The 13,904-nt window shown below is 68.2% G+C and carries 13 protein-coding genes; 1 reads left to right on the plus strand and 12 read right to left on the minus strand.

Going from position 1 to position 13,904, the window contains the following annotated elements; all coding sequences use genetic code 11:
* Positions 1 to 54: 54 nt before the first annotated feature.
* The 12 genes from G6N16_RS04215 to G6N16_RS04270 all read right to left on the minus strand — a co-directional run bounded on the left by G6N16_RS04215 (position 55) and on the right by G6N16_RS04270 (position 11,887).
* The gene (locus tag G6N16_RS04215; protein WP_083030565.1) at positions 55 to 813 is read right to left on the minus strand and encodes a succinate dehydrogenase/fumarate reductase iron-sulfur subunit; all 759 of its coding nucleotides are present in this window, start codon (positions 811 to 813) and stop codon (positions 55 to 57) included.
* 2 nt (positions 814 to 815) lie between these two features.
* Positions 816 to 2,723 (minus strand): fumarate reductase/succinate dehydrogenase flavoprotein subunit, encoded by a 1,908-nt coding sequence (locus G6N16_RS04220; protein ID WP_083030564.1) that lies wholly within the window; start codon positions 2,721 to 2,723, stop codon positions 816 to 818.
* 34 nt (positions 2,724 to 2,757) lie between these two features.
* Positions 2,758 to 3,603, minus strand: a complete 846-nt coding sequence (locus G6N16_RS04225; RefSeq protein WP_083030563.1) for a succinate dehydrogenase subunit SdhC — start codon at positions 3,601 to 3,603, stop codon at positions 2,758 to 2,760.
* Between the two features lie 51 nt (positions 3,604 to 3,654).
* Positions 3,655 to 3,945 carry an Rv0250c family protein gene (locus G6N16_RS04230; RefSeq protein ID WP_083030562.1) on the minus strand — a complete coding sequence of 97 codons (291 nt, stop codon included), beginning with the start codon at positions 3,943 to 3,945 and terminating at the stop codon, positions 3,655 to 3,657.
* Positions 3,946 to 4,139: 194 nt separating this feature from the next.
* Positions 4,140 to 5,000 (minus strand): 5-oxoprolinase subunit C family protein, encoded by an 861-nt coding sequence (locus G6N16_RS04235; protein ID WP_083030561.1) that lies wholly within the window; start codon positions 4,998 to 5,000, stop codon positions 4,140 to 4,142.
* Positions 4,997 to 5,626, minus strand: a complete 630-nt coding sequence (locus tag G6N16_RS04240) for a 5-oxoprolinase subunit B family protein (protein ID WP_083030560.1) — start codon at positions 5,624 to 5,626, stop codon at positions 4,997 to 4,999. Before G6N16_RS04240 ends, G6N16_RS04235 begins: the two co-directional genes overlap by 4 nt.
* A complete protein-coding gene (locus G6N16_RS04245) occupies positions 5,623 to 6,318 on the minus strand; it encodes a queuosine precursor transporter (RefSeq protein ID WP_407663678.1) in 696 nt (231 codons plus the stop codon). Before G6N16_RS04245 ends, G6N16_RS04240 begins: the two co-directional genes overlap by 4 nt.
* Positions 6,306 to 7,298: an ABC transporter substrate-binding protein gene (locus G6N16_RS04250; RefSeq protein ID WP_083030558.1), complete on the minus strand. Its 993-nt coding sequence runs from the start codon at positions 7,296 to 7,298 to the stop codon at positions 6,306 to 6,308. The genes G6N16_RS04245 and G6N16_RS04250 overlap by 13 nt, the downstream gene beginning before the upstream one ends.
* A 125-nt stretch (positions 7,299 to 7,423) precedes the next feature.
* Positions 7,424 to 8,212: an SDR family oxidoreductase gene (locus G6N16_RS04255; RefSeq protein WP_234805825.1), complete on the minus strand. Its 789-nt coding sequence runs from the start codon at positions 8,210 to 8,212 to the stop codon at positions 7,424 to 7,426.
* 14 nt (positions 8,213 to 8,226) lie between these two features.
* On the minus strand, positions 8,227 to 8,811 hold the full coding sequence (locus G6N16_RS04260; RefSeq protein WP_083030556.1) for a TetR family transcriptional regulator: 585 nt from the start codon (positions 8,809 to 8,811) through the stop codon (positions 8,227 to 8,229).
* Positions 8,812 to 8,900: 89 nt separating this feature from the next.
* Positions 8,901 to 10,364 carry an aldehyde dehydrogenase family protein gene (locus tag G6N16_RS04265; RefSeq protein WP_083030576.1) on the minus strand — a complete coding sequence of 488 codons (1,464 nt, stop codon included), beginning with the start codon at positions 10,362 to 10,364 and terminating at the stop codon, positions 8,901 to 8,903.
* 83 nt (positions 10,365 to 10,447) lie between these two features.
* On the minus strand, positions 10,448 to 11,887 hold the full coding sequence (locus G6N16_RS04270; RefSeq protein WP_083030555.1) for an acyltransferase family protein: 1,440 nt from the start codon (positions 11,885 to 11,887) through the stop codon (positions 10,448 to 10,450).
* A 158-nt stretch (positions 11,888 to 12,045) separates the two neighbouring features.
* Here G6N16_RS04270 and fadD2 point away from each other — a divergent pair, with 158 nt between their 5' ends.
* Positions 12,046 to 13,902, plus strand: coding sequence for a long-chain-fatty-acid--CoA ligase FadD2 (fadD2, locus tag G6N16_RS04275; RefSeq protein WP_083030554.1), 1,857 nt, complete (start codon positions 12,046 to 12,048; stop codon positions 13,900 to 13,902).
* The last annotated feature ends 2 nt before the right edge of the window (positions 13,903 to 13,904 follow it).

The following is a 13,904-nucleotide window of genomic DNA, read 5'->3' on the forward strand; positions in this document are numbered from 1 at the left end:
AGCCACCGGTTCGGAGACGGCCGCAGCGGCCCCGCCGGCAGGATTTGACGCCTGTCAGGTCTGATCTCGGCGGAATAACTTGTTTCCCAGCCAGACGATCGGGTCGTACTTGCGGTCGGCGACGCGCTCCTTCATCGGGATCAGCGCGTTGTCGGTGATTTTGATGTGCTCCGGGCACACCTCGGTGCAGCACTTGGTGATATTGCAGTAGCCGAGCCCGAAGGTGTCCTGCGCCATCTCCCTGCGGTCCACGACGTCGAGCGGGTGCATATCTAGCTCGGCGATGCGCATGTGGAACCGCGGCCCGGCGAAGTTCGCCTTGTTCTCTTCGTGGTCGCGGACCACGTGACAAACGTCCTGGCACAGGAAGCATTCGATGCACTTGCGGAATTCCTGGCTGCGCTCCACGTCGACCTGCGCCATCCGATACTCGCCGGGCTTGAGGCCCTTCGGTGGCGTGAACGACGGGATCTGGCGCGCCTTTTCGTAGTTGAACGACACGTCGGTGACCAGGTCGCGCATGATCGGGAAGGTGCGCAGCGGGGTGATGGTCACCGTGTCGGCCGGATCGAAGCTCGACATCCGGGTCATGCACATCAGTTTCGGCTTGCCGTTGATCTCCGCCGAACACGATCCGCACTTGCCGGCCTTGCAGTTCCACCGGACAGCCAGATCCGGCGCCTGGGTGGCCTGCAGCCGGTGCACGATGTCGAGCACCACCTCGCCCTCGTTGACTTCGACGGCGTAGTCCTGCAGCTCGCCGCCGTCGTCGTCGCCGCGCCAGACCCGGAGTTTCGCGTCGTAGGTGCCCATCGTCAGTTACTCCGTTCCGGATGGCCGGCGAGTTCGGTCTCGGTGTAGTACTTCTTCAGCTCGCCGAGTTCGAAGGTCGCCAGCAGGTCGGGCCGCATCGGCACCTGTGTCTCGGGGGTGACGACGACGTCGGGCACCAGCGGGTCGCCCCCGTCGGTGCGGCACACCAGCAACGTGTTGCGCCAGTCGGCGTCCATGTCGGGATAGTCGTCGCGGGTGTGACCGCCGCGGCTTTCGGTGCGGGCCAGAGCGGCCTTGGCCACGCATTCGCTGACCAGCAGCATGTTGCGCAGATCGATGGCCAGATGCCAGCCCGGGTTGAACACGCGGCCGCCGGTGACCGTCACGTTGTGGATGCGACGGCGCAGCTCGTCGAGTTTGGCCAGCGCCGCCTCGATCTCGTCGTGCCGGCGGATGATGCCGACCAGGTCGTTCATCGACTGCTGCAGTTCGTGATGCAGGTCGTAGGGGTTCTCCGGGTCCTCGTGCGCCTCGAACGGGGAAAGCGCACCGGCAGTGGCCGATTCGACCGCTGCCGCGCTCACCGCGGGACGGTTGTCCAGTGCCGCAACGTATTCAGCGGCGCCCAGGCCGGCCCGGCGGCCGAACACCAGCAGGTCCGACAGCGAGTTGCCGCCGAGCCGGTTGGAACCGTGCATGCCGCCGGAGCACTCGCCGGCGGCGAACAGCCCCGGCGTCGACGCCCCGCCGGTGTCCGGATCGACCTCGATACCACCCATCACGTAGTGACAGGTCGGCCCGACCTCCATCTCGTCCCGGGTGATGTCGACCTCGGCCAGTTCCAGGAACTGGTGATACATCGACGGCAACCGCCGCTTGATCTCCTCGGGCGTCATCCGCGACGCGATGTCCAGGTACACCCCGCCGTGTGGTGTGCCGCGTCCCGCCTTGACCTCGGAGTTGATCGCGCGGGCCACCTCGTCGCGGGGCAGCAGGTCGGGGGTGCGGCGCGCGGAATCGTTGTCGACCAGCCACTGGTCGGCCTCTTCCTCGGTCTCGGCGTACTGTCCGGCGAACACCGCCGGGATGTAGTTGAACATGAACCGCTTACCGTCGGAGTTCTTCAGCACCCCGCCGTCACCGCGCACACCCTCGGTGACCAGGATGCCCTTGACCGACAGCGGCCAGACCATGCCGGTCGGATGGAACTGGATGAACTCCATGTTGATCAGCGAGGACCCGGCGCGCAGCGCCAGCGCGTGCCCGTCGCCGGTGTACTCCCAGGAGTTCGACGACACCTTGAACGACTTTCCGATACCGCCGGTGGCCAGCACCACCGCCGGCGCCTCGAACAGCACGAACTGTCCGGTCTCCCGGTAGTAGCCGAACGCCCCGGCGATCTTCCCGTCGTCGGTCAGCAGTTCGGTGATCGTGGTTTCGTGGAACACCTTGATCCGGGCCTCGTAGTCGCCGTACTCGGCGTAGTCCTCCTGCTGCAGCGAGACGATCTTCTGCTGCAGGGTGCGGATGATCTCCAGTCCGGTGCGGTCACCGACGTGCGCCAGCCGCGGATAGGTGTGCCCGCCGAAGTTGCGCTGATTGATCCGGCCGTCCGGGGTGCGGTCGAAAAGCGCTCCGTAGCTTTCCAGTTCCCACACCCGGTCGGGGGCCTCCTTGGCGTGCAGCTCGGCCATCCGCCAATTGTTCAGGAACTTCCCGCCGCGCATGGTGTCACCGAAGTGCACCTGCCAGGAGTCCTTGGTGTTGACGTTGCGCATGGCCGCCGCGCAGCCGCCCTCGGCCATCACCGTGTGCGCCTTGCCGAACAGCGACTTGCAGATCACCGCGACCCGCAGGCCGTGCTCGCGGGCCTCGATCACCGCCCGCAGACCGGCGCCGCCGGCGCCGATCACCAGGACGTCGTAGGAATGCCGTTCCAGATCGGTCACTCAAATCCACCTTCGGAATCAGAAAAAAATTGGCTCAGCCGATGAACGTCGGGTCCGGGAACCAGTTGGCGGCCAGCGCCATGACGTAGAAGTCGGTCAGCATCAGGGTGCCCAGCGTGATCCAGGCGTACTGCTTGTGCCGGGTGTTGAGCCGGGAGACCTGGGTCCAGATCCAGTACCGGATCGGGTGTTTGGAGAAGTGCTTGAGCCGGCCTCCGGTGACGTGCCGGCACGAGTGGCACGACACCGTGTAGACCCACAGCATGATGACGTTGCCCAGCAGGACGACGTTGCCCAAACCGAACCGGAATCCGTTCGGGCCGTGGAACGCCACGATCGCGTCGTAGCTGTTGATCAGTGAGATCAGCACCGCGACGTAGAAGAAGTACCGGTGGGAGTTCTGGATGATCAGCGGCAGTTTCGTCTCGCCGGTGTAGGCCGCCCGCGGTTCGGGCACCGCGCAGGCCGTCGGGGACTGCCACACCGTGCGGTAGTAGGCGCCGCGGTAGTAGTAGCAGGTCAACCGGAACAGCAGTAGGAACGGCAGCGACAGTGCCGCATACGGCAGCCACCACACGTCGGGCAGGAAGGTGCCGAAATGCGCGGCGCCGGCCGGGCAGCCGCTCCCGGTGGCCTCGTCGTACTTCACCAGGCACGGTGAATAGAACGGGGTGAGGTAGTGGTACTCCGGTGCGTAGAACCACTTCTGCATGAACGCCCGGACCGTCGCGTAGATGATGAACGCGGCGAAGCCCAAGTCGATTCGGATCGGCGAGTTCCACCACGCATCCGTGCGCAGGGTGCGTTGGGAGATCGCCGCCCGGGTGGGCGAGAACACGCCGGAGCCCTGGCCGGGCCGGTTGGCGGTGGGGGCACTCATCTACGGTTCCCTTCGTCGGATCCGGCCGGCCGCGGCATGCTCGGCCGGTGGTTAGCGTTGGCCGCCGAGGCCCTCGTCGTCGACTCCCTGCCAGAAATCGCGGTCATAGCCGGTGTCGGGAATCGCGATCTTCTCGCCGACCGGGCGGGAGATGTGCTGGGAGAGCCCCAGCTCGTGCGCATCGAGCTCCAACAGCTTCAGGTCACCGAGGATGCGCTCGGCGTCCAGGACGATCCGGCGCATGGCGGGGGATTCGCCATAGCGGGCGCGCAGGGACATCACGGTGTGCTGCAGGCGACCGCTGAGTTCGTTGAGTTCGGCCAATTCCGTTGTGGTGGACAACAGGACCTCCTTGGGCTGAAGGTGTCATAAATCACAGTACGGTTCCCGATGTTAGTCACATCGCGAACCGAACGTGAGCTGCGTCACGTTCAAGGGGGCGGTTTGGCGAGGGTTAGGCGGAGTTGGCGCGAGCGGAGCGAGTGCCGGCGGAGCCGGACCGACACCGGGACCGACCCAATCAGTCGGGTTGCGTTTCACGCCCAGCGCAGCCGCACCTGCTCGCCGGGACGCAGTTGGGCGCCGCCGTCGGCGTCGGCGTCCAGCAGGACCCCGGCCACCGGATAGCCGCCGGTCACCGGGTGGTCCGGGCCGAAGACCACGGGTAGCCCGCTGGGTGGCACCTGGATCGCGCCGCGCACCAGACCGGCCGACGGCAACTGGCGCGTCGGGTCGACGTGCACCAGCGGCGGGCCGGTCAGCCGCATCCCGACCCGGTCGCTGGCGATGTCCACCCGCCAGGCGGTGGTCACCAGGGCGTCGGGGTCGGCCAGCCAGTCCAGCTGCGGTCCGGGCAGCATCCGCAGCGGTGAGCGGCCGGCTCCGGGTATCGGGGCGAGCGTCACCCGCGGATGGGTGGGCGGTCGGGGGCCGACGGGCAGCTGGTCCCCGGCGGCCACCGGCGCGGGGCCGATCCCGGACAGCACGTCGGTGCTGCGCGAGCCGAGCACCGGCGGCACGTCGATGCCGCCGCGCACCGCCAGATAGCAACGCAGGCCGCCGGCCGGCACGTCGACGGAGATCACCTGTCCAACCCGGGCGCGGGCAATGCTGTTGTAGCCGAACGCGATCCCGTCGACCCGCAAAATCGTGTGCGCGCCGGTGAGGGCGACCTCGACAACATCGCCGGGTTCGCCGCACACCCGGGCCGCGAACCCGCCGAGGGTGATTTCCACGCCGGCGGCCTGCGGCGGATTGGCCAGCAGCCGGTTGGCCAGCGCGTGGGCCCGGCGGTCGGCCGGTCCGGACGGCCCGACGCCCAGATCGGCGTGACCGGGCCGCCCCAGGTCCTGGATCAGCGCGAGCGGCCCCGGGCTCAGCACCAGTAGCGACGTCACGGGACTATCTCCCGGAAGCGCACCCAGGCGCCCGGGCGCAGCAGGGTGGGCGGATCGCGCTCGATGTCCCACATCCGCGCGTCGGTGCGGCCGATCAGCTGCCAGCCGCCGGGGGATTCGCGCGGGTAGACACCGCAGAACTCGCCGGCCAACCCCACGGCCCCGGCCGGCACTCGGGTCCGGGGCGTGGCGCGCCGCGGTACCGTCAGGCGCGGGTCGCCACTGGTCAGATAGCCGAAACCCGGTGCGAATCCTACGAATCCGACCCGCCACGGGCGCCCGGTGTGCGCGGCAATCACCTCGGCGCGGCTCAGGCCGGTCAGCCCGGCCACCTCGTCGAGATCGTCGCCGTCGTAGTTCACCTCGATCACGAGTTCGGTGCCCGCCGGTGGCGGAGGTGCTTCGGGCGGTTCCGGCAGTGCCAACCCGCCAAGGCGCCGGCGCACCCCGGCCGCGGAGGCCGGTCCGTCCAGCACCAGCAGCACCGTGCGTGCGCCCGGCACGATATCGACGACGCCGGGCAGTGCGGCGGTGCGCAGCGCCGCTGCGGCGGTCAAAACCGCGGTGGTGCCGGGGAATTCCAGCAGCAGTGCCCGATCCCCGAACGCGGTGGGGGAGGCCGTCACAGCATCGGCTGGTAGCTCGGTTCGCGGCGTTTGACGGTGGCGATCACCCGGTAGGTCACCGGCAGCATGAACACCTCGACCGCGGTCTTGTAGAACCAGCCCAGCGCGGCGTAGACGACGAAATCGTGGAAGCTGCTGATGCCGATCACCGCCGCGGCGATTGCGCAGAACACCAGGGTGTCGCCGAATTGGCCGGCGAATGTCGAGCCGATCAGTCGCGCCCACAGGTGGCGCTCCTTGGTCCGCTCCTTGATCGCCACCACCGCCCAGGCGTTGATGGTCTGGCCGACCAGGAAGCCGGCCAGGCCCGCCACGATCAGCCCGGTGTAGGACCCGACCACGTTCGCGAAATGCTCCTGGTTCGGGTAGTCGGCATAGGCGGGCAGGTACACGGTGACCCAGAAAGCCAGTGCAGCAAGGATATTCATCGCGAAGCCGAGCAGGATGGCGCGGCGTGCCGCAGCGAAGCCGTACACCTCCGACAGCACGTCGCCGATGACGTAGGTCAGCGGGAACACGATGAAGCCGCCGTCGGTGATGATCGGGCCCAGCGCGACGGACTTGGTGGCGGTGACGTTGGAGATGATGACCAGAGCGGTGAAGACGGCGACCAGCGTCGGGTAGTAGCGCGACCCGACCTGGGCGAAACCGGGCGTCGGGGCTTCTGCCGGTGTGGAGCTCACCCGTTTAATGCCTTGGCCAGCAGCGGCGGCAGGGTATCGGCGACGACCGGCAGTGACAGCACGCTGGAATAGGTGATCGCCGCCGACAGTTCCCGTCCGGTGAACACATTGCGACCGGTACTGCTGGCCCGCAAACCCGCGATGGCCGGCTCGGCCAGCAGCCGCGCCTGTTCGTCGTCGCTCTCGGTGGTCCAGATCAGCACATCGGCCGCGTCGAGCACACCGGCGATCTTGTCCAGCGGGATCACCGCGCGGTCACCGTCGGTGTAGCCGGACAGGCCGTCGGGGATGGTGAAGCCGAGCTGGGTCAGGAACTCGGTGCGCCAGCCGGGCAGGGTCGCGGTGACGCTGTTGCGATAGGACGTGTTGCCGCCGAGCAGCAGGGCCTTGCGGCCCTTGAACTCGGCGTTGTTGCCGGCGGCGGTGGTGAACTTTTTGTCGACGGCGGTGATCAGCTCGGTCATCTTCGGCGACTGGAAGCAGGCGGTCCCGATGGTCTTGGCCCGGTCCTTCCACGGGCTGAAGAACGCCGCGCGGCCGGGCTGGGGGACGGTCGGAGCGATCGCGGACAGCTTCTGGTAGGTGTCGGCATCCAGGCCGGCGTTGGTGGCGACGATCAGGTCGGGCTTGAGCGCGCTGATTCGGGCGACGTCGATCCCGTCGTCCAGACTGAGCACCTCGGGTTGGGCGGCCCCGAGGGCGGCCCGGCCCCACGGCCAGACGGCGAACGGCTCGCCACCCCACCATTCGGTGGTGGCGATCGGGACGATCCCGACGGCCAGCACGTCATCGGCGTCGGTGTAGCCGGCGGTCACCACCCGCTGGGGTGGCGACGGGATGGTCGTCTCGCCGAACAGGTGGGTGATGGTGACCGAGCCGCCGTCGGGAGTTCCGGGGGCGGGTTTGTCCGACGAGCAGCCGGCGGCCAGGGCCAGTCCGGCCACGCCGGTCAGCGCCAGGAAGCCGCGCCGCGTGCAGGAAGCGTCCATTTGCCCAGCGTATTTGGCGCGCGGTCGTGAGGGTGAGGGACCCGCCGATTCGCTCGCCGCGTTGATCCAGACACCACGCCGGTCAGAACCGACAAAACACCAGCGTGGACTCTGGATGAACGCGGCTACATGTGGGCGAGGTACTTGTTGGCCAGCCGCGACAGCCAGGCGGGGGAATACCGGCTGGCGTTGTAGAGCACCTCGGTCTGCCGGCCGACCGGGAAGTGCACCTGGTGCAGGAGCTTGCGCAGCCGCGACGGTTCGGTCGCCGAGACGATCGCCGCGGCGATATCGGTGGCGGTGAGGCTGACGCCGAGGGTATCGGTGGTACCGGTGTGCAGGTTGTCGGTCATCGCGGTCTGCACGAACAGCGGCCACATGGCGATCACCCGGATCCCGTATTCGGACCATTCCAGATCCAGCGCCTCGGTCATCGCCCGGACGAAGAACTTGGTGGCGCTGTAGACCGCGAGTTCGGGCTGGCCGTAGATGGCCGACGCCGAGCACAGGTTGACCACGGTGGCGTTGCCGGTGGCGCGCAGCGCCGGGAACGCGGCGTGCAGGCCGTTCACCACGCCCTTGCAGTTGATGTCGATCATCCGGTGCTGCGCGGTGACGTCGAGCTCCTCGAACCGGCCGCCGATAAGTACCCCGGCGTTGTTGATGAAGATGTCTAGCCTGCCGGCAGCCGCGGCGGTGAATTCGGTGATCCGGGCGGACATTTCGTCGTAGTCGGTGACATCGAGGTGGCCGGTGTACGCGGTGCCGCCGGCTGCGGTGATCTCGTCAGCCAGGGTTTCCAGGCCGACGGTGTCAATGTCGTAGCCGCCGACGGTATAGCCCTTGGCGGCGTACGCCAGCGCGGTGGCCCGGCCGATTCCCGCGGCGGCGCCGGTGATGAAAACAGTAGACATGTGCTCCCTCGTCATCAGGTCAGTGGTAGGCCGGCGTCGAGGAAGTCGAGCGCGGTAAGCAGCGGTGCCGGGTCCATCGGGGCGCCGTGCAGGCTCTGCATCAGCACCCCGGTGATCGCGCCGGCGGTGATGCGCAGCCGTGGATCGTCGGGGGACTGGCTCAGCCGGGTGGCCAGGGCGCCGGTGATCACCTCGATGGTTTCGATGTAGCCGAGGTACAGCGCGCCGGCGGCCTCGGGCAGCGAGTACATCAACGCCTGGCGCGCGGCTTCTTCGCTCCAGTCCGAGCCGCCGAACTGGCCGAAGACCTGCGCGAGGGCGAATCGGTATGCCCCGATCGGGGAGAGCTCGGACGGGGCGGCGAGGAAGGTGTCGACGATCGGGTTCAGCAGCTGGTTGGGGATGAGCAGCGCGGCCTTGTTCGGGAAATAGCGGAAGAAGGTGCTCGCCGAGATGTCGGAAGCCTCGGCGATCTGCTCGACGGTTGTTGCGCCGAAACCCTGTGCGTCGAAGAGGCGGAACGCCTCTCGGCGGATGGTTTCCCGGGTACGCATTTTCTTGCGTTCGCGTAGCCCGGGCGTGGTGGATCGGTCCGGCATGGCTCCATTCTGACTCATGGTGCGTAGTTCCTGTGAGGCCAGCCGGGAACCGGCGCGCGGGCCGGGTTACGCGCGCCGGTGCGACGGGTCTACAGCGCCGCCCAGACCGTCTTGGTCTTCAGGTAGCCCTCGATGCCCTCGTAGCCGAACTCCTTGCCGACGCCGGACTGCTTGTAGCCGCCGAACGGGACGTTGTGGTCGAAGGTCAGCTGGCAGTTCAGGCCCACCATGCCGGCGTTGAGCCGTCGGCCCAGGTTGTGCGCGCGGGCCAGGTTGGTGGTCCACGCGGTGGCGGCCAGCCCGTAGCTGGTGTCGTTGGCCATCGCGACGGCCTCGTCGTCGTCGTCGAACGGCAGGATGGTGACGACCGGCCCGAAGATCTCCTCCCGGTACAGCCGGGAGGTGGCCGGGTCGACGTTGGTCACCACGGTCGGCTTGACGAAGTAGCCCTTGCGGTCCACCCGGTAGCCGCCGCTGACGATCTCCACGCCGTCGCGCTTGCCCTGCTCGATGTAGCCCATCACCCGGTCCAGCTGCTTGGCACTGACCAGCGGGCTGATCATCGCGCCCTCGTCGCGGGGACCGCCGAGCACCAGGTTCTCGCCGATCATTGATATACCGGCCACCACCCGCTCGTAGACGCTGCGCTGCACGAAGACCCGGGAACCGCACACGCAGCCCTGGCCGGAGTGCACGAAGATGCCCATCGAGGCCATCATGATCGCCATGTCCAGGTCGGCGTCTTCGTAGATCAGCACCGGGGACTTGCCGCCCAGCTCGAGGGTGACCTTCTTCAGGTTGTCCGCCGAGCCGCGCATGATCTCCTTGCCGACCTCGGTGGAACCGGTGAAGGCGACCTTCTCCACGTCGGGGTGGGCGGTGATCGCCGCGCCGGCGGTGGCGCCGTAGCCGATGACGAAGTTGGCCACCCCCTCGGGCACGCCGGCCTCGGCAATCAGCCGCTCCAGCAGCACCGCGGTCAGCGGGGTCTCCTCGGCGGGCTTGACGACGGACGAGCAGCCGGCGGCCAGCGCCGGGGCGACCTTGGCGCAGGCGTTGAACAGCGGCCCGTTCCACGGGTAGATCAGGCCGACCACGCCGTAGGGTTCCTTGACCGTGTAGGTGTGGAAGTTGGCGTGCGTGCTGTTGACGCCGCCCTCCATCTGCACCTGGTAGGCGGTGCCGTTGATCTTGGTGCACCAGCCGGCGTAGTAGCGGAAGAACTCCGCACAGGTGGAGACGATCATCTTGGCCTGCGCCGGCGGCATGCCGGCGTCCAGCGATTCCAGCTCGGCGAACGCCTCGGCGTGCTCGTCGATCAGGTCGCCGAGGCGCCAGAGCACCTTGGCGCGCTGCCGCGCCGGGATGTCGGTCCACACCCCGGACGCGTAGCTGGCCTTGGCCGCGGCGACGGCGGCGTTGACGGCCTCCGGGCCGGCGTCGGGGAACTCGGTGATCCGCTCCTCGGTGGCGGGATCGACGACCGTGATGGTCTCACCGGTGCCGTGGCGCTTGGTAAGGGCTTCGACGACGGAACTGGCGACACTGCTCAGCGACAACGGGATCCTCCTCGGGTGCGTGGCGTACGTCACGCCACAATGCTGAGCACCTGCTTAGCATCCCGGGGATCGGTGGGTCAAGACCTGGCCCGCGGTTCGATCGCCACCAGCACCGCTCCCGCGGCGAAAGCGCCGATCGCGTGCCAGGGAATCGCTCCGTCCGGGGCGAACCCGGCCGCGGAGACCACGGTGATGCCGTAGGCGGCCAGCGCCACACCCACGAGCAGGCACAGGTCCGTCCAGCGCGCCGACGCGGCCACCCGGATCGCCGGCAGCGCCGAGGCGAAGATCCGCCGCAGTTTGAACAGCACCAGCATCTCCCCGGCCGTCACCACCGCCAGCAGGATCACCCACACTCCGCGCATCAGCCACCAGGAACCGCTGTTCTCCGGGAACTGGGGCAGCAGGCCCGCCGGGTAGGCGATCGCGGCGACCACCACGACCGGAACCATGTGCCACAGGTAGAGCGCCATCACGTTGTTGTTGGCCACCGCCAGTACGCCCCGGATCCGCCGCCCGCTCATCGCCCGGGTGACCATCGGGCCCAGCGTCACGGCGATCCCGGTCTGCGCGCAGCCGAAGAAGAACATCGCCAGCGACGGCGGGGAGGAGTTCTGGATGTGCTGGCCCGGAATGTCGATCATGCACACCGGGTACGGGCCGTAGCCGATCAGCACCGCCAGCATCACCGCCGACACCCCGAGCATGACCAGCGGAATCGGGCCGGGGCCGGAGAACCGGCCGGTGTTGTCTGCGGCCGGCCTCTTCCTCGCGGAAAAACGCCGCTCGTCGAACCGGCCGGTGTTGTCTGCGGCCGGCCTCTTCCTCGCGGAAAAACGCCGCTCGTCGAACCGGCCGTCGTACCAGGCGATGCCCAGGGTGTACATCGCGCCCCAGCACAGCAGGTAGTTCGCCCAGTTCAGGTACGGCACATCAGCGGCGTAGCTGAGCAGGTCCACCAGCGCCACACACAGACCCAGGGCCGCCGGCACCCACAACCCCCAGCGCCGCTGCGCGGCGATACCGATCGGGGTGAGGTAGACGACGATGGAGTACACCGCCAGGAACCACAGCTGCATGGCCACGGCCCAGCCGGCGTAGGTGAGCACCGCGGCGGGGGCACCGGCCAGCTTGGCGACGATCATCAGCGTCCAGATGAAGGCCAGATAGGCGCCGGTCGGCCCGAGCGTGGAGGACAACCGGCGCCGCACCCACTCCTGCCGCGTCATCTTCTGCGTGTCGCGCCAGTGCGCCCAGGACACCGCGCTCGCATAGCCGGCGGCCAGGAAGAACACCGGCACCGCCTGCATCAACCAGACCAGCCACTGCGTCCACGGGATGTCGACCAGCGGCTGCTCCAGCCCGAACTCGCCGGATTTGTAGGTGACGCTCGACAGCAGCCAGTGCCCGAAGACGATGAGCATGACGCCCGACACCCGGTAGTAGTCGACCGACAGGTTGCGCGGCGGTGCGGAGGTGGCGGTGTTGTCGTGTGCGCTGCCGGGGGTTTCGGCCATCGGTGTCTCTCCTGGGACGGGTTCTGAGTGCACCTTACGGCGCCTCACCCGGCCGGTCGCGCAGGAAAATGCCGCCGGCCGGCATCGGTTCCGCAGCCCGGTGGGTGAGCCTGCAGAATCCCCCGCGAAGCCACGCGGGCGGTCATATTGTTGGTGCCATGTCGAAGCTCACCGATTTCGCCCGGCAAAGCGCGAGTGCTCTGGGACGTGGCGTGACGAAGTATGCCGAGCGGGGCTCGGCGGAGTTGCACTACGCCCGCAAGATGTTCGAGGCCGGGGCGCTGAAGATGGACCCACTCACCTTCGCCAACCTGCTGGCCGACATGGCCCGCTGGGGTGAGATCGGGATGATCCCGGCGCTCAACGCCCGGCGCAGTCCGGACCGCGTCGCGGTGATCGACGACGACGGCGAGATGACCTTCGCCGAACTCGACGCAGCCGCCCACGCCGTCGCCAACGCGCTGCGCGCCAAGGGCGTCCAGGACGGCGACGGGGTGGCGCTGCTGATCCGCAACCACCGCTGGTTCCTGGTGGCGCTGTACGGCGCCGCCCGCGTCGGTGCCCGGATGATCCTGCTCAACAGCGAGTTCTCCGGCCCGCAGATCAAAGAGGTCTCCGAGCGCGAAGGCGCCAAGCTGATCATCCACGACGACGAGTACACCGCCGCGGTCGCCGAGGCCGACCCGCCACTGGGCAAGCTCCGGGCGCTGCCCACCAACCCGGACTCCGATACGCCGTCGGGCAGCACCGCGCAGACGCTGGCAGAGCTGGTGGCCAACGCCGACGGCAGGCCGGCGCCGCGGTCGTCCAAGCAGGCCAAGATCATCATCCTGACCAGTGGCACCACCGGCACCCCCAAGGGCGCCAACCGCGCCGCCCCGCCGTCGCTGGCACCGATCGGCGGCATCCTTTCGGCCGTCCCGTTCCGCGGTGGGGAGGTCACCTCGCTGCCGGCGCCGATGTTCCACGCGCTGGGCTTCCTGCACGGCACCATCGCCATGATGCTGGGCAACACCCTGGTGCTGCGCCGCCGGTTCAAGCCGGCCACCGTGCTGGCCGATATCGAGGCGCACGGCGTCACCGCGATGGTGGTGGTGCCGGTGATGCTGTCGCGCATCCTGGACTACCGCGACAGCCTGGAGACCAAACCGGACACCTCCAGCCTGCGGATCATCTTCGTCTCCGGCTCACAGCTGGGCGCCGAGCTGGCCACCCGCGCCATGAAGGACCTGGGTCCGGTGGTCTACAACCTCTACGGTTCGACCGAGATCGCCTTCGCCACCATCGCCCGCCCGCAGGATCTGCAGAAGAACCCCTCGACAGTCGGGCCGGTGGTCAAGGGTGTGCGGATCAAGATCATCGACGACAACGGCAACGAGCTCACCAAGCCCGGCGAGGTTGGCCGGATCTTCGTCGGCAACACGTTCCCCTTCGAGGGCTACACCGGCGGCGGCGGCAAACAGATCATCGACGGGTTGATGTCCTCGGGCGACGTCGGCTATTTCGATGACGACGGTCTGCTCTACGTCAGCGGTCGCGACGACGAGATGATCATCTGCGGCGGTGAGAACGTCTTCCCCGCCGAGGTGGAGGATCTGCTGTCGGGGCATCCGCTGATCGTCGAGGCGACCGCGCTGGGCGTCGACGACAAGGAGTGGGGCGCCCGGTTGAAGGCGTTCGTGGTCAAGGCCGACGGTGCCGATATCGACGAGGAAACCGTCAAGGCCTACGTCCGGGACAACCTGGCCCGCTACAAGGTGCCGCGCGAGGTGGTGTTCGTCAGCGAGTTGCCGCGCAATCCCACCGGCAAGATCCTCAAGCGGGTGCTGCGCGACATCGGCGAGGGCGTGGCCAACCTGGAGGACGGGGTGGCCAACATCCAGCAGCTGGTCGAGGACCGGGTCGATGCCGTCACCGAGGCGATCGGGGACGGGGTGGATGCCGTCGGCGACCGGATCGACGCGGTGATGCACCCCGGCGGGGACAAGCCCGAGTCGACCGACGGGGCGCAGTAGCC

The organism is Mycolicibacterium insubricum (assembly GCF_010731615.1).
In the GTDB taxonomy this organism is placed as follows: Bacteria; Actinomycetota; Actinomycetes; order Mycobacteriales; family Mycobacteriaceae; genus Mycobacterium; species Mycobacterium insubricum.